We start from the raw sequence: 14,504 nt of genomic DNA on the forward strand, positions 1-14,504 counted from the left end.
CGCCTCTCTTTTCCTGACCACTCCCTTGCGCACCGCCGCGCCTCCTGCGCGAAGTGTGCAGGTCAGCCCCGCCCTCAGCCCGCCTTGAAGGACGTATAGCCATGGCTGCCACCCCCGAAAAGCCCACGACTGCCGCGCCCCGGCGCAAGGCGAGCCGTCACCGTGGTGAGGGCCAGTGGGCCGTGGGCCACTTCACGCCGCTCAACGGCAACGAACAGTTCAAGAAGGACGACGACGGTCTCAATGTGCGGACACGCATTGAGACGATCTACTCCAAGCGTGGGTTCGATTCCATCGACCCGAACGATCTTCGTGGACGTATGCGCTGGTGGGGGCTCTACACCCAGCGCCGGCAGGGCATCGACGGCGGCAAGACCGCGATCCTGGAGCCGGAGGAGCTGGACGACGAGTACTTCATGCTGCGCGTCCGGATCGACGGCGGGCGGCTGACCACCGAGCAGCTGCGGGTCATCGGCGAGATCTCGCAGGAGTTCGCGCGCGGGACCGCCGACCTCACCGACCGGCAGAACGTGCAGTACCACTGGATCCGTATCGAGGACGTTCCCGCCATCTGGGAGCGGCTCGAGGCAGTGGGGCTCTCCACCACCGAGGCCTGCGGTGACACGCCCCGCGTCATCCTCGGTTCGCCCGTCGCCGGTGTCGCCGAGAACGAGATCATCGACGGCTCCCCCGCCATCGACGAGATCCAGCGCCGCTTCATCGGCAGCCCGGAGTTCTCGAACCTGCCCCGTAAGTTCAAGACGGCCATCTCGGGTTCTCCTCAGCTGGACGTCGCGCACGAGATCAACGACGTCGCCTTCGTCGGGGTGAACCACCCCGAGCACGGGCCCGGCTTCGACCTCTGGGTCGGCGGCGGCCTCTCCACGAACCCCAAGCTGGGTGTGCGGCTCGGTACCTGGGTGCCGCTCGACGAGGTGCCGGAGGTGTGGACCGGCGTCATCGGCATCTTCCGTGACTACGGCTACCGGCGGCTGCGCAACCGCGCCCGGTTGAAGTTCCTCGTCGCCGACTGGGGGCCCGAGAAGTTCCGGCAGGTCCTGGAGGACGAGTACCTCAAGCGCGGTCTCCTCGACGGGCCCGCCCCCGAGCAGCCCGCGGGCACCTGGCGCGACCACCTCGGCGTGCACAAGCAGAAGGACGGCCGCTTCTACGTCGGGTTCGCCCCCCGCGTGGGCCGCGTGGACGGCACGACGCTCACGAAGATCGCCGATGTGGCCGCCGCCCACGGCTCGGGCCGGCTGCGCACCACCGCCGAGCAGAAGATGATCGTGCTCGACGTGGAGGAGGCGCAGGTCGAATCCCTCGTCGCCGGGCTCGAAGCCCTCGACCTGCGCGTCAACCCCTCCCCCTTCCGGCGCGGCACCATGGCCTGCACCGGCATCGAGTTCTGCAAGCTGGCGATCGTCGAGACCAAGGCGCGCGGCGCCCAGCTCATCGACGAACTGGAGCGCCGGATCCCGGAGTTCGACCAGCCCATCACCATCAACATCAACGGCTGCCCGAACGCCTGCGCCCGCATCCAGGTCGCCGACATCGGTCTGAAGGGGCAGTTGGTCCTGGACGACGAGGGCAACCAGGTCGAGGGCTTCCAGGTGCACCTGGGCGGCGCGCTCGGCCTGGAGGCCGGGTTCGGCCGCAAGGTCCGTGGCCTGAAGGTCACTTCGGCCGAGCTGCCCGACTACGTCGAGCGGGTCCTCACCCGCTTCCAGGAGGAGCGCGCGGACGACGAGCGCTTCGCCACCTGGGTCGCCCGCGCCAGCGAGGAGGCCCTGAAGTGAGCGAGCGTGCCGCCCCCTTCCACTGCCCCTACTGCGGCGACGAGGACCTGCGCCCCAACGAGACCGGTCACGGCGCCTGGGAATGCGCCGCGTGCAATCGAGCCTTCCAGTTGAAGTTCCTCGGGCTGCTTGCCCGCGGAGTTCAGCGCGACAACGGTGGAGGGGAAGAGATATGACGACCGTTCAGGATCATGAGCAGCGCACCGACGAGGAGTTGAAGGCTCTCGCCGAGCAGGCCGGGCGCGACCTGGAGGATGCTTCCGCCCTGGAGATCCTCCGGTGGGCCGTCGACACCTTCGGCGAGCGCTTCTGCGTGACCTCCTCGATGGAGGACGCCGTCGTCGCCCACCTCGCCTCGCGCGCCCGCCCCGGTGTGGACGTCGTGTTCCTCGACACCGGCTACCACTTCCCGGAGACCATCGGCACCCGTGACGCCGTCGCCGCCGTGATGGACGTCAACGTCATCACGCTCACGCCGCGGCAGAGCGTCGCCGAGCAGGATGCCGAGTTCGGCGCGAAGCTGCACGACCGCAACCCCGACCTGTGCTGCGCCATGCGGAAGGTCAAGCCCCTCGAGGAGGGCCTGACCTCGTACGCCGCGTGGGCCACGGGCCTGCGCCGCGACGAGTCCCCCACCCGGGCCGACACCCCGGTCGTGGGCTGGGACGAGAAGCGCCGCAAGGTCAAGGTCTCCCCGATCGCCCGCTGGACGCAGGACGACGTGGACGCCTACGTCGCCGAGCACGGGGTGCTCACCAACCCCCTCCTCATGGACGGCTACGGCTCCGTGGGCTGCGCGCCCTGCACCCGCCGCCTCCTGGAGGGCGAGGACGCGCGCGCCGGACGCTGGTCGGGCAACGCCAAGACCGAGTGCGGGATCCACTGATGACCGAGCCTCGACACGAATCGGAGAAGCACGTGACCACCGGAGCCACCATCTGGCTCACCGGCCTGCCCAGCGCGGGCAAGACCACCATCGCCTACGAACTCGCGGGCAAGCTGGGCGAGGACGGCCACCGGGTCGAGGTGCTCGACGGCGACGAGATCCGCGAGTTCCTCTCGGCGGGCCTCGGCTTCAGCCGCGAGGACCGGCACACGAACGTGCAGCGCATCGGCTTCGTCGCCGAACTGCTCGCCCGTAACGGCGTGAAGGTCCTGGTGCCGGTGATCGCGCCCTTCGCCGACAGCCGCGAGGCGGTGCGCAAGCGTCACCAGACGGGCGGCACGCCCTACCTGGAGGTGCACGTGGCCACTCCGGTGGAGGTCTGCTCCGTACGCGACGTGAAGGGCCTGTACGCCAAGCAGGCGGCAGGCGAGATCTCCGGGCTCACGGGGGTCGACGACCCGTACGAGGCACCCGAGTCACCCGATCTGCGCATCGAGTCCCAGGACCAGACCGTGCAGGAGTCCGCGGCGGCCGTGCGCGCGCTGCTCATCGAGAGGGGTCTGGCATGACCACGACCGTGGCCACCGTGACCGAGGGGACGGACAGCCCGTACGCCCTGTCCCACCTGGACGCGCTGGAGTCCGAGGCGGTGCACATCTTCCGCGAGGTGGCAGGAGAGTTCGAGCGGCCGGTGATCCTCTTCTCCGGCGGCAAGGACTCGATCGTCATGCTGCACCTGGCGCTGAAGGCGTTCGCCCCCGCGGCGATCCCCTTCTCGCTGCTGCACGTGGACACCGGGCACAACTTCCCCGAGGTGCTCGAGTACCGCGACCGCGTCGTCGCGGAGCACGGCCTCCGGCTGCACGTCGCCTCCGTCCAGGAGTACATCGACGCGGGCAAGCTGCGCGAGCGCCCCGACGGGACGCGCAACCCGCTGCAGACCGTGCCGCTCACGGAGAAGATCCAGAGCGAGAAGTTCGACGCGGTCTTCGGCGGCGGACGCCGTGACGAGGAGAAGGCCCGCGCCAAGGAGCGGGTGTTCTCGCTGCGGGACGAGTTCTCGCAGTGGGACCCGCGCCGCCAGCGCCCCGAGCTGTGGCAGCTCTACAACGGCCGCCACGCCCCCGGCGAGCACGTCCGCGTGTTCCCGCTGTCCAACTGGACCGAGCTGGACGTGTGGCAGTACATCGCCCGCGAGGGCATCGAGCTGCCGCAGATCTACTTCGCGCACGAGCGGGACGTGTTCCGGCGCTCGGGCATGTGGCTGACCGCCGGCGACTGGGGCGGCCCCAAGGACGACGAGACGGTCGAGAAGCGCCTTGTGCGCTACCGCACCGTCGGCGACATGTCCTGCACCGGAGCCGTCGACTCCGACGCCACCACGCTGGACGCCGTCATCACCGAGATCGCCGCGTCCCGGCTGACCGAGCGTGGCGCCACCCGCGCCGACGACAAGATGTCCGAGGCCGCGATGGAAGACCGCAAGCGCGAGGGGTACTTCTAAACATGACCAGCACCACCGAACCCGACAAGGCGCAGCCGCTCTCCGCCGAGCAGCTGTCGGCCACCACCCTGCTGCGGTTCGCCACCGCGGGCTCCGTCGACGACGGCAAGTCCACCCTCGTGGGACGGCTGTTGCACGACTCCAAGTCGGTCCTCACCGACCAGCTCGAGGCCGTGGAGCGCGTGTCCCTCGGCCGTGGCCAGGAGGCGCCCGACCTGGCGCTGCTCACCGACGGTCTGCGGGCCGAGCGCGAGCAGGGCATCACCATCGACGTGGCCTACCGCTACTTCGCCACCCCCGCGCGCCGGTTCATCCTCGCCGACACCCCGGGCCACGTGCAGTACACCCGCAACATGGTCACCGGCGCCTCGACGGCCGACCTCGCCGTGGTGCTCGTCGACGCCCGCAACGGCGTCATCGAGCAGACCCGCAGGCACGCCGCCGTCGCCGCGCTCCTGCGCGTCCCGCACGTGGTGCTCGCCGTGAACAAGATGGACCTCGTCGACTACCAGGAGACCGTCTTCGCGAGGATCGCCGAGGAATTCACCGCGTACGCCAGCGAGTTGGGCGTCCCGGAGATCACCGCGATCCCGATCTCGGCGCTCGCCGGCGACAACGTGGTGGAGCCGTCCTCCAACATGGACTGGTACGGCGGGCCCACCGTCCTGGAGCACCTGGAGACGGTCCCGGTCAGCCACGACCTGACCTCCTGCCACGCGCGCCTGCCCGTCCAGTACGTGATCCGCCCGCAGACCGCGGAGCACCCCGACTACCGGGGCTACGCGGGACAGATCGCGGCGGGCACCTTCCGGGTCGGCGAGTCCGTGACAGTGCTGCCCTCGGGCAAGACGTCGAAGATCGCGGGCATCGACCTCCTCGGCAAGTCCGTGGACGTGGCGTGGACGCCGCAGTCCGTGACGCTGCTCCTGGAGAGCGACATCGACATCGCGCGCGGCGACCTGATCGTGCCGAGCAGTGACCAGCCGGGGACCTCGCAGGACCTCACGGCGACGGTCTGCCACGTCGCGGACACCGCGCTGACCGTCGGCCAGCGGGTGCTGCTCAAGCACACCACCCGCACGGTCAAGGCGATCGTCAAGGAGATCCCCTCGCGGCTCACCCTGGACGACCTCTCCCAGCACCCGGAGCCGGGGCAGCTGGTCGCCAACGACATCGGCCGCGTCGTGGTCCGCACCGCCGAGCCGATCGCCGTCGACTCGTACGCCGCCTCGCGCCGCACCGGTTCGTTCCTCCTGATCGACCCGGCCGACGGCACGACGCTCGCGGCGGGCATGGCGGGCGACGCGTTCGCCGAAACCGTCGAGACGGTCGAAGAGGCCAAGAAGGCCGCGGACGACGAGGGCTGGGACTTCTGACCATGGCCACGATCGACTATTTCTCGACCTTCGCGAAGGAGGGCGGCCGCATCGGCAGCGGCGCCCTCGGCGCGGGGCAGGGCGGAGTCGGGCGATGTGCGTAGTGACGTACGCGCACCGCTTGCGCGCCCACACCCCCCGCGAGTTCCACCTGCGAAGACGAAAACCTGCCGATCTCCCGGCCACGCCCTGAGGGCGTAGGGACCGGGCCGACGAGAGGACCACCTCCCGTGCCTGCCAGCTTCCGCACTCCACGCACCACCGGCCGCCGACGCGCCCTGGCCGCCGTGGCCGCCCTGCCGCTGTTCGCCGTGGTGCTCACCTCCTGCGGCTACGGATCCTCCGCCGACAAGGAGGACGACAAGGCCGAGGTGGCTGCCGGTGCGAAGAAGATCGAGGGCCTGGACGAGGTGAAGATCGGGTACTTCCCGAACCTCACGCACGCCACCGCTCTCGTCGGTGACCAGGAAGGCCTGTTCCAGAAGGAACTCGGCGCGACGAAGGCGAAGTACACGCAGTTCAACGCGGGCCCCTCGGAGATCGAGGCGCTGAACTCGAAGTCGATCGACATCGGCTGGATCGGCCCGTCGCCCGCCATCAACGGCTTCACCAAGTCCCAGGGCAAGAACCTGCGCATCATCGGCGGCTCGGCCTCCGGTGGCGTGAAGCTGGTGGTCAACCCGGACAAGATCAAGTCCCTGGACGACGTCAAGGGCAAGAAGATCGCGACGCCTCAGCTCGGCAACACCCAGGACGTGGCCTTCCTCAACTGGATCAAGGAAAAGGGCTGGAAGGTCGACGCGGAGAGCGGCAAGGGCGACGTCTCGGTGGTCCGCACCGACAACAAGATCACCCCTGACGCCTACAAGTCCGGCTCGATCGACGGCGCCTGGGTTCCCGAGCCGACCGCGTCGAAGCTGGTCGCCGAGGGCGGCAAGGCGATCCTCGACGAGGCCGACCTGTGGCCGGACAAGAAGTTCGTGATCACGAACATCATCGTGTCGCAGGAATTCCTGAAGGAGCACCCGAAGGTCGTCGAGGCCGTCCTGCGCGGTTCGGTGAAGACCAACCAGTGGATCAAGGACAACCCGGAGAAGGCGAAGGCCTCCGCGAACGCCGCCCTCAAGGAGGCGTCCGGCAAGGAGCTGCCCGCCGAGGTCATCGACCCGGCGTGGAAGTCCATCCAGACCACGGACGACCCGCTGGCCGCGACGCTGGACTCCGAGGCCGAGCACGCGGTCAAGGCGGGGCTGCTCGACAAGCCCAACCTCAAGGGCATCTACGACCTCAAGCCGCTGAACAAGGTGCTCGAGGCCGAGGGCAAGCCCGCTGTCGACGACGCCGGTCTCGGCGTCAAGTAACCCCGGACGCAGACCAGTTCCCAGGAGGTGACGACCATGGCGACGACCACCCTCGCCAAGGCGGCGGACGACATCGCGGCCGCCCCGCACGCAGCCCGGATCGAGCATGTCTCGAAGTCCTTCGCCACACCCGCCGGGCAGCAGCTCGTCCTGGACGACATCACGCTCGATGTCGCTCCGGGAGAGTTCGTCACCCTCCTGGGAGCCTCGGGCTGCGGCAAGTCGACGCTGCTCAATCTGGTGGCCGGGCTCGACAAGCCGTCGGCGGGCGACATCGCCACCGACGGCCGCCCCGCCCTGATGTTCCAGGAGCACGCGCTGTTCCCGTGGCTGACCGCGGGCAAGAACATCGAGCTCGCCCTGAAGCTGCGCGGCGTCGCGAAGACGGAGCGGCGCGAGCGGGCCGAGGAGCTCCTGGGTCTCGTACGGCTCCAGGGGGCCTACGGCAAGCGGGTGCACGAGCTGTCCGGCGGCATGCGCCAGCGGGTGGCGCTCGCCCGCGCGCTCGCGCAGGACGCCAAGATCCTGCTGATGGACGAGCCGTTCGCGGCGCTCGACGCGATCACGCGTGACGTCCTGCACGACGAGCTGACCCGCATCTGGCGCGAGACGAACGTCTCCGTCCTCTTCGTCACGCACAACGTGCGCGAGGCCGTGCGCCTCGCCGAGCGCGTCGTGCTCCTCTCGTCGCGTCCGGGCCGGGTGGCGCACGAGTGGCGGGTCGACATCCCCCACCCGCGCCGCATCGAGGACTCCGCCGTCGCGGAACTGTCCGTCGAGATCACCGAACAACTGCGTGGGGAGATCCGCCGACATGGCCAGCACTGACACTCCGGTCGACAAGGCCGAGAGGGACAGCAGCCAGGACCTGGCAGGTCTGGAGGCGGGCCTGGACGCCCTGGACGCGGTCCAGACCCGGCGTACGCCCTTCCGTCAGACCCTCGTCCAGAAGATCCTGCCGCCGGTGACCGCCATCGTGCTGGTGCTCGTGGTGTGGCAGGTCCTGGTCTGGGCGAAGGTCACCGACTCCTACAAGCTGCCCGCGCCCTCCGTCGTATGGGACGAGGTCGAGGACGCCTGGCTGCAGGGCACGCTCCTGGAGTACATCTGGACGTCCGTCTCGCGCGGTCTGCTCGGCTTCCTGATGGCCCTCGCGATCGGTACGCCGCTGGGTCTGATCGTGGCCCGGGTGCGGTTCATCAGGGCCGCGATCGGCCCCATCCTGTCGGGCCTGCAGTCGCTGCCGTCGGTGGCGTGGGTGCCGCCCGCCGTGATCTGGCTGGGTCTCAACGACCAGATGATGTACGCGGTGATCCTGCTCGGCGCGGTTCCCTCGATCGCCAACGGCCTGGTGGCCGGCGTCGACCAGGTGCCGCCGCTGTTCCTGCGGGCCGGCCGCACGCTGGGCGCGACGGGTCTGCGTCACACCTGGCACATCGTCATGCCGGCGGCGCTGCCCGGCTATCTGGCGGGTCTGAAGCAGGGCTGGGCGTTCTCCTGGCGCTCGCTCATGGCCGCGGAGATCATCGCGCAGTCGCCCGACCTGGGCATGGGGCTCGGCCAGCTCCTGGAGGCGGGCCGCACGAACAGCAGCATGTCGCAGGTGTTCTTCGCGATCCTCCTCATCCTGATCGTCGGCATCGCCATCGACCTGCTGATCTTCAGCCCCCTTGAGCGGCGCGTGCTGCGCAGCCGCGGACTCCTCGTGAAGAGCTGAGGCCACACCATGTACCCCCGTCCCGTCCTGTTCGTCGTCGCCCACGGCAGCCGCGACCCGCGGCATGCCGCGACGGTGCGCGCCCTGATGCGCCGGGTGCGGGAACAGCGACCGGGGCTGCGGGTGGAGACGGGTTTCCTGGACTTCAACTCGCCCTCGGTCCCCGAGGTCCTGGAGTCCCTGGACGCCGAGGGAGTACGCGACGTGATCGCCCTCCCCCTGCTCCTGACGCGGGCGTTCCACGCGAAGTCGGACATCCCGGCGGTCCTGGCCCAGGCGCCGTCCCGCCTCCGCATCCGGCAGGCGGCGGTGCTCGGCCCCTCTCCCCTGCTCCTGACCGCTCTGGACCAGCGGTTGTACGAGGCGGGGCTCACCCCCGCCGACAAGTCCTCGACCGGGGTCGTGCTGGCCTCGGCGGGGTCATCGGACCCGGAGGCGATCGCAGTGATCGCTGAAATCGCGCGGGAGTGGCGGCACACCGGTTGGTGCGCCGTGCGGCCTGCGTTCGCCTCCGCATCTCTGCCCCGCACGGAGGACGCCGTGCGGGAGCTGCGCGCTCTCGGGGTGCGCAGAGTGGCGGTGGCTCCCTATGTCATCGCGCCCGGTTTCCTGCCTGACCGCATCGAGCGCGGCGCCGCCGAAGCCGACGTCCTGGCCCAAGTCCTCGGCCCGTCGGCGGGTTTGGCGCGGCTGCTCGTACGGCGTTACGACGAGGCATGTGGCGAGAACGGTGTGGTCGGGCGGGTGGCGCGGGTTCCCGTGCTGGCCTAGCTTGTGGGTTCATGACCCTCTCCAGATCCCGCACGCTCTGGCTGCGGACCGAGCCCCTGCACGCCGTGATCTATTTCGAGGAGCACTGCCGGGACCTGGGCAGGGCGCTCGGCCTCAAGGGCTTCTGGATGGGCTACTTCGCGGCCCGCACTGCTCCCATGGGCCCGGTCGAGTCGGGTCCGGCGACGGCCGCGCTCGGTGTCTTCGCCCCGGGCATGGTGGAGCGGGCCCTTCCGTCCGCCTGGCAGTACGTGTCGCCCGGCCGGATCGTGGAGGAGCGCGCCGCCTACACCGCGCGGGCCCTGCGCGCACTGGTCCCCGACATCGACGACCACGCCCTCGCGCTCTGTCCGCCGCTCACCGCGATGGTCGAGGACGCCCCGTCGCTGGCCCGCCCGCTGTTCACCGCCAACCGGGACGTGAGCGAGCGGACCGACCCGGTGCAGCGGCTGTGGCAACTGGTCACTTGTGTACGTGAGTTCCGGGGCGACGCGCATGTCGCCGCGCTCGCCGACCATGGCCTCGACGCCTGCGAGGCGCTGGTGCTCGCCGCCGCCACGGGCCGCGTGGACCAGGACACCATCCGGCACGACCGAGGGTGGCAGGAGCAGGAGTGGGAGCAGGCGGTGGACCGGCTGCGCGGACGCGGCCTGGTGGACGGTGACGGGCGCATCACCGAACACGGCCGCACGGAGCGCGAGTTGATCGAGGACGCCACGGATCGCCTGTCGGCGCGGCTGCTGCGCCCGTTGGCCGCACGCGACGCGGACACGCTCCTGGCGGCACTGGAACGGCCGGTGCGGCAGATACTGGCGACGGAGGTCATCCCCTTCCCCAATCCGATCGGGCTGCCGCGGCCCATGAATTAGTCAATCGGGTTGCTGAAGTGCCGCTCGTGCGCCTACCGTCACGCCGATGACCCCCGTACTCCGTTCCGAGCGCCTGATTCTGTCCCCCTATGTCGCCGCCGACGAGGAGCAGTTCGTCGCACTCCTCCAGGAGGAGGCCGTGGGCCGCTGGTTCGGGGACGGGATGCAGAGCGTGGAGCAGACCCATGCGCTGTTCTGCCGGATATTCGGCCTCGTGTACGCCGAGAACCAGTTCCCGGTGTGGGCCGTGCGGCACGAGGGGCACTACATCGGCCACGCGGAGATAAAGCCGTCGCCCGAGAGCTGGCTCGACGGCCACGAGATCGTCTACGGCCTCTTCCGGGGCAGCTGGGGCAAGGGTCTCGGCACGGAGCTCGCCCGCCTGCTCACCGCGTACGGCCACCAGACGCTGTCCCTGGCCGAGGTGCACGCGACGGTGGACGCGGAGAACACCGCCTCGCTCACCGTCCTCAAGCGCCTCGGTTTCACCCAGGGCCGCTCGGTCCCCGAGGACAACGGCCGCACCACGCTCCTGATGACCTCGGTGCTCAGCTGACCCGCTCCTGCGCGCGAGCCACCAGGCCCAGGAGTTCGGCCACCGGCATCGACCCCGCCGCGCGTCGCTCCCGCGCGAAGGTGTTCGCCACCGCCTGCAGGGCGTCGTTCACCGGCGTCGGCACTCCGTGCAGACGGCCGAGCAGGGCGATCTCGCCGTTGAGGTAGTCCGCCTCGATGGTGCCCGTGCCCCGGCTCAGGCTCTGCCAGGACGAACCGCCGCCGCGTTCCGATCCGTCGAACGGCTCGAAGCGGATGCGGTCGCCGCGGGCCTCCTTCTGCTCCTGCTCGCCGACCGCCTCGATGCCGGCGGCCGCGAGCACCGCCTCGCCCTCCGCGCGGGCCCGGCGGTAGAGCGCGACGGCCTCGTTGTCGGAGAGCACGCCGGTGACCGCCTCGACGGCGTTGGCCAGGTTCGCGAGCAGCTTGCCGTACTTCCAGCGCATCACATCCGCCACGACCGGCGAGAGCAGCTTCGACTTCTCCAGGTCGGCGGAGATGAGCCGGGCTGTGTCGTCCGTGCCCCGCGGGTAGCGGCCGATGTGCAGTATGCCCGTATAGGGGGCACCCGCCGCCGAGACCGAGCCCGGCTCGACGTGGGTCGCGGGCAGCCACACGCACATCCCGTACACGTGCCGGAAGCGGCGCAGCGCGATGCGCTCGCTCTCCACGCCGTTCTGCGCGCAGACCAGCGGAAGGATCTCGCCCGCCGTACCGCCGCCCGCCACCGGACGGCCGCCCCAGGTGTCGAGCGCGGCCGCGCAGTCCTGTGTCTTCACGGCGAGGAACAGCACGTCGTCCGCCCGCAACTCACCCAGTTCGGCGGGGTCTTGGATGACGGGAAGCCGGTGTGTCAGCTCCCCTTCGGGCGTCCTGAGCCGAAGGCCGTTCTCCCGCACCGCCTCGTAGTGCGCACCTCGCGCGACGAGGACCACGTCGTGTCCGCTCTCGGCGAGGCGTCCGCCCACGGTGCCGCCGATCGCCCCTGCTCCGATGATGATGTAGCGCATGGAGCCGAGCCTCGCACATCGGGCCGTGAAGATCAGGCGTCCGGCGGCCTCAGGCTGCGGGCGGCCCGTCCTCGTCAAACGGCGTTCCCTGGTGGAACCAGAGCAGCCACTCGCCCTCGTACAGCCGCCACAGCGAACTGCGGTGCGCCAGGCGGCCGTTGCTGTCGGTGTCGAAGGTGAGGTGCACGAGGTCGTCGGCGAGCTGGGTGCCGCGCATACGGGAGGTCATGATCGGGCGTCCCGTCCTGTTCGTGCTCTCGGTCAGGGCCTTGATGATCGACGCGCGGTCCCAGTGCGTGCCGGAGGTGCCGAACTCGGTGAACTCCGGGTGCAGCAGCTGCCCGAGCAGCTCGGGCGACGCGCGCACCTCGGGGGCGAGCAGGCGCAGTTCGGCCTCGATGGCCGCGTCGACGGCGGGCACCCGGTCAGCCATGGTCCAGCTCCCGGGTCAGCTCCACCAGCTTGGTGACGGTGTTCCAGTTGCGGGTGGTGGCGATGACGCCCTTGAACAGGGCGGGCCGCGACAGGACCTCGCCGAGCTTGGAGCGGCCGAGGCCGTCCGGCGCGTAGAGGTAGAGCGCGCGGTCGCCGATCCGGAACTCCTCGGGCAGGAAGGCCGCCCGGTCGATCGAGTCGAGCCGGGTCGCGTCGACCGGCTCGGAGAAGTACGTGACGTGCAGCTGCTTGCCTTCGAGTGAGGCGGCGGGGAAGGGGCAGGCGTCGGCGACCGCCTTCAGGTAGGCCCCGTCGCGCACCAGGACGCTCACCTCGAAGCCGAAGTGCCCTTGGATGGCCTCGCTCACCCGCGCCGCCAGGGCGTCTTCGTCGTCGGCCGCGCAGGTGAAGACCGCGTTGCCGCTCTGCAGATGGGTGCGTACGTCGCCGAATCCGAGACCGGGGAGCAGCGTGCGCAGCTCCGCCATCGGCAGCTTTCGGCTGCCGCCCACGTTGATGCCGCGCAGGAGCGCCGCGTATGCCTTGACCGTCATCCGCACACCATAAGACGGCCGTCGCACCCCGTGGGGGTGGGCGCGACGGCCGTCGGTCCTATGGGTGTTGCCCGACCGGGTGTTACTCGACGACCTTGAGCAGCTTGTTCGGCGTGCCCTCGCTCGGGTTCGAGATCTTGTCGGCGGTCGCGCCGTCGGTCAGCGCCTTGGCGACGGCGTCCGGCTTGGCGTCCGGGTGGGCCGCGACGTAGACGGCGGCGGCGCCCACGACGTGCGGGGTCGCCATCGACGTGCCGGAGATCGTGTTGGTGGCGTCGTCGTCCGTGTTCCAGGCGGACGTGATGTCCGAACCCGGGGCGTAGATGTCCACGACCGAACCGAAGTTGGAGAAGTCCGACTGCTCGTCGTCCTTGGTGGAGGAGGCGACCGTGATGGCCTCCTTCACGCGGGACGGGGAGCCCTGACCGGCGTCCGAGGACTCGTTGCCGGCCGCGACCGCGAAGGTGACGCCGGAGGCGATCGCCTTCTGGACCGCCGCGTCGAGCGCCTCGTCGGCGCCGCCGCCCAGGCTCATGTTGGCGACCGACGGGCCCTTGTGGTTCTTGGTGACCCAGTCGATGCCCGCGACGACCTGCTCGGTGGTGCCGGAGCCCTGGTCGTCCAGGACGCGGACCGCGACGATCTTCGCCTTCTTGGCGACGCCGTGCGCGTCACCGGCGATGGTGCCCGCGACGTGCGTGCCGTGGCCGTTGCCGTCGTCCGCGTTGTCGTCGTTGTCGATGGCGTCGAAGCCGGACGTGGCGCGGCCGCCGAAGTCCTTGTGGCTGACGCGGACACCGGTGTCGATGACGTACGCCGTGGCGCCCTCACCGGCCGCGTCCGGGTACGTGAACTTCTTGTCGCCCGCGGTGTCCGCCTGGTCGATGCGGTCCAGGCCCCACGACGGCGGGTTGTCCTGGGTGGCGTCGATGGAGAACTTCTTGGACTGGACGACCTTGCCGACGGCCGGGTCCGCGGCCAGGCGCTTGGCCTCGGTCTCGGTGAGGCTCTTCGCCGAGAAGCCGTTGATCGCGGACGAGTAGTTCCGCTTGAGCTCGCCGCCGTACTCCTCGGCCAGGTCGGTCTTGGCGCCCTTGTCGGCCTTCTCGTCGAGCATGACGATGTAGCTGCCGGAGACGGCGCCCTCGGCGTTCGCTCCGTAGACCTTGCCCTCGGCGGGGGTTGCCGCGCCGGCGAACGAGGTGGCGAAGACGGTGACGCCGACCGCGGTGGCCGCCGTGGCTATCGCCGCGACGAGCTTCACCGAGCGGACACGCTTGTGAGTTGCCATGAAGAGGGGTCTCCTCGTGGTGATGTGGGGGGATGTGGGGGGTTTCAAAACTTCGCTGCAACGGCCCCCGAGATCCGGAAGATCTCCGGGCGTTGGGACGAAACCATGTCTGATTGACGCGCGCAGATCAATACCTACATGCACCTGTGACTTGTTCAACAAGGTTCTGTAATAACAAAACGGGCCCCCGTCGGCAGATCGGACACCGCGTGACCGGATTCTTCAAGTCGTCATAGATGTAAGGGGCTTGTGACGCACCTCGAGCGCCGGGGTCTCGGGAACTACCTGCTCCGACGGCGTCTTATGCAGGTCCAGGTCTCTTAAACACATCGGACGCTGCCGTCGATCTGGTTGGTGTAGATCTAGGAGGTCGGCG

General features: G+C 69.8%; 16 protein-coding genes. 12 read left to right on the plus strand and 4 right to left on the minus strand.

Annotated features, from left to right (window positions below; translation table 11 throughout):
- Positions 1–101: 101 nt before the first annotated feature.
- The 12 genes from ACWGIH_RS41020 (at position 102) to ACWGIH_RS41075 (ending at position 10,839) form a co-directional block, all read left to right on the plus strand.
- A complete protein-coding gene (locus ACWGIH_RS41020) occupies positions 102–1,799 on the plus strand; it encodes a nitrite/sulfite reductase (protein ID WP_453451623.1) in 1,698 nt (565 codons plus the stop codon).
- Positions 1,796–1,975 (plus strand): hypothetical protein, encoded by a 180-nt coding sequence (locus tag ACWGIH_RS41025; protein ID WP_453451622.1) that lies wholly within the window; start codon positions 1,796–1,798, stop codon positions 1,973–1,975. The genes ACWGIH_RS41020 and ACWGIH_RS41025 overlap by 4 nt, the downstream gene beginning before the upstream one ends.
- Complete coding sequence (locus tag ACWGIH_RS41030; RefSeq protein WP_453451621.1) at positions 1,972–2,685, plus strand: phosphoadenylyl-sulfate reductase; 714 nt, start codon at positions 1,972–1,974, stop codon at positions 2,683–2,685. Before ACWGIH_RS41025 ends, ACWGIH_RS41030 begins: the two co-directional genes overlap by 4 nt.
- Positions 2,685–3,254: an adenylyl-sulfate kinase gene (gene cysC / locus ACWGIH_RS41035; protein ID WP_453451620.1), complete on the plus strand. Its 570-nt coding sequence runs from the start codon at positions 2,685–2,687 to the stop codon at positions 3,252–3,254. The genes ACWGIH_RS41030 and cysC overlap by 1 nt, the downstream gene beginning before the upstream one ends.
- On the plus strand, positions 3,251–4,189 hold the full coding sequence (gene cysD / locus ACWGIH_RS41040; RefSeq protein WP_453451619.1) for a sulfate adenylyltransferase subunit CysD: 939 nt from the start codon (positions 3,251–3,253) through the stop codon (positions 4,187–4,189). The genes cysC and cysD overlap by 4 nt, the downstream gene beginning before the upstream one ends.
- Before the next feature lie 2 nt (positions 4,190–4,191).
- A complete protein-coding gene (locus ACWGIH_RS41045; RefSeq protein ID WP_453451618.1) occupies positions 4,192–5,565 on the plus strand; it encodes a sulfate adenylyltransferase subunit 1 in 1,374 nt (457 codons plus the stop codon).
- A 230-nt stretch (positions 5,566–5,795) separates the two neighbouring features.
- Entirely contained in the window at positions 5,796–6,926 is a 1,131-nt protein-coding gene (locus ACWGIH_RS41050; protein ID WP_453451617.1) for an ABC transporter substrate-binding protein, read from the plus strand.
- A gap of 36 nt (positions 6,927–6,962) precedes the next feature.
- Positions 6,963–7,754, plus strand: coding sequence for an ABC transporter ATP-binding protein (locus ACWGIH_RS41055; RefSeq protein ID WP_453451616.1), 792 nt, complete (start codon positions 6,963–6,965; stop codon positions 7,752–7,754).
- The gene (locus ACWGIH_RS41060) at positions 7,741–8,643 is read left to right on the plus strand and encodes an ABC transporter permease (protein ID WP_453451615.1); all 903 of its coding nucleotides are present in this window, start codon (positions 7,741–7,743) and stop codon (positions 8,641–8,643) included. The genes ACWGIH_RS41055 and ACWGIH_RS41060 overlap by 14 nt, the downstream gene beginning before the upstream one ends.
- A gap of 9 nt (positions 8,644–8,652) precedes the next feature.
- The gene (locus ACWGIH_RS41065) at positions 8,653–9,414 is read left to right on the plus strand and encodes a sirohydrochlorin chelatase (protein ID WP_453451614.1); all 762 of its coding nucleotides are present in this window, start codon (positions 8,653–8,655) and stop codon (positions 9,412–9,414) included.
- An 11-nt stretch (positions 9,415–9,425) separates the two neighbouring features.
- The gene (locus ACWGIH_RS41070) at positions 9,426–10,283 is read left to right on the plus strand and encodes an SCO6745 family protein (protein ID WP_453451613.1); all 858 of its coding nucleotides are present in this window, start codon (positions 9,426–9,428) and stop codon (positions 10,281–10,283) included.
- Positions 10,284–10,329: 46 nt separating this feature from the next.
- Entirely contained in the window at positions 10,330–10,839 is a 510-nt protein-coding gene (locus tag ACWGIH_RS41075; protein ID WP_453451612.1) for a GNAT family N-acetyltransferase, read from the plus strand.
- Here the strand turns inward: ACWGIH_RS41075 and ACWGIH_RS41080 are convergent.
- The 4 genes from ACWGIH_RS41080 to ACWGIH_RS41095 all read right to left on the minus strand — a co-directional run bounded on the left by ACWGIH_RS41080 (position 10,832) and on the right by ACWGIH_RS41095 (position 14,128).
- Entirely contained in the window at positions 10,832–11,848 is a 1,017-nt protein-coding gene (locus ACWGIH_RS41080; RefSeq protein WP_453451611.1) for a ketopantoate reductase family protein, read from the minus strand. The two genes, ACWGIH_RS41075 and ACWGIH_RS41080, sit on opposite strands and share 8 nt — an antisense overlap.
- A gap of 49 nt (positions 11,849–11,897) precedes the next feature.
- The gene (locus tag ACWGIH_RS41085; RefSeq protein WP_453451610.1) at positions 11,898–12,281 is read right to left on the minus strand and encodes a nuclear transport factor 2 family protein; all 384 of its coding nucleotides are present in this window, start codon (positions 12,279–12,281) and stop codon (positions 11,898–11,900) included.
- The gene (locus ACWGIH_RS41090) at positions 12,274–12,837 is read right to left on the minus strand and encodes a DUF1697 domain-containing protein (RefSeq protein ID WP_453451609.1); all 564 of its coding nucleotides are present in this window, start codon (positions 12,835–12,837) and stop codon (positions 12,274–12,276) included. Before ACWGIH_RS41090 ends, ACWGIH_RS41085 begins: the two co-directional genes overlap by 8 nt.
- An 82-nt stretch (positions 12,838–12,919) precedes the next feature.
- A complete protein-coding gene (locus ACWGIH_RS41095) occupies positions 12,920–14,128 on the minus strand; it encodes a S8 family peptidase (RefSeq protein WP_453451608.1) in 1,209 nt (402 codons plus the stop codon).
- Positions 14,129–14,504: the final 376 nt, after the last annotated feature.

This window comes from Streptomyces sp. NPDC054872 (genome assembly GCF_053610705.1).

Coding starts and splice junctions, on each gene's coding strand:
- ACWGIH_RS41080 (WP_453451611.1), bottom strand. CDS start 11,848: ATGCGCTACATCATCATCGGAGCAGGGGCGATCGGCGGCACCGTGGGC.
- ACWGIH_RS41030 (WP_453451621.1), top strand. CDS start 1,972: ATGACGACCGTTCAGGATCATGAGCAGCGCACCGACGAGGAGTTGAAG.
- ACWGIH_RS41065 (WP_453451614.1), top strand. CDS start 8,653: ATGTACCCCCGTCCCGTCCTGTTCGTCGTCGCCCACGGCAGCCGCGAC.
- ACWGIH_RS41070 (WP_453451613.1), top strand. CDS start 9,426: ATGACCCTCTCCAGATCCCGCACGCTCTGGCTGCGGACCGAGCCCCTG.
- ACWGIH_RS41095 (WP_453451608.1), bottom strand. CDS start 14,128: ATGGCAACTCACAAGCGTGTCCGCTCGGTGAAGCTCGTCGCGGCGATA.
- ACWGIH_RS41090 (WP_453451609.1), bottom strand. CDS start 12,837: ATGACGGTCAAGGCATACGCGGCGCTCCTGCGCGGCATCAACGTGGGC.
- ACWGIH_RS41055 (WP_453451616.1), top strand. CDS start 6,963: ATGGCGACGACCACCCTCGCCAAGGCGGCGGACGACATCGCGGCCGCC.
- cysD (WP_453451619.1), top strand. CDS start 3,251: ATGACCACGACCGTGGCCACCGTGACCGAGGGGACGGACAGCCCGTAC.
- cysC (WP_453451620.1), top strand. CDS start 2,685: ATGACCGAGCCTCGACACGAATCGGAGAAGCACGTGACCACCGGAGCC.
- ACWGIH_RS41085 (WP_453451610.1), bottom strand. CDS start 12,281: ATGGCTGACCGGGTGCCCGCCGTCGACGCGGCCATCGAGGCCGAACTG.
- ACWGIH_RS41075 (WP_453451612.1), top strand. CDS start 10,330: ATGACCCCCGTACTCCGTTCCGAGCGCCTGATTCTGTCCCCCTATGTC.
- ACWGIH_RS41020 (WP_453451623.1), top strand. CDS start 102: ATGGCTGCCACCCCCGAAAAGCCCACGACTGCCGCGCCCCGGCGCAAG.
- ACWGIH_RS41060 (WP_453451615.1), top strand. CDS start 7,741: ATGGCCAGCACTGACACTCCGGTCGACAAGGCCGAGAGGGACAGCAGC.
- ACWGIH_RS41045 (WP_453451618.1), top strand. CDS start 4,192: ATGACCAGCACCACCGAACCCGACAAGGCGCAGCCGCTCTCCGCCGAG.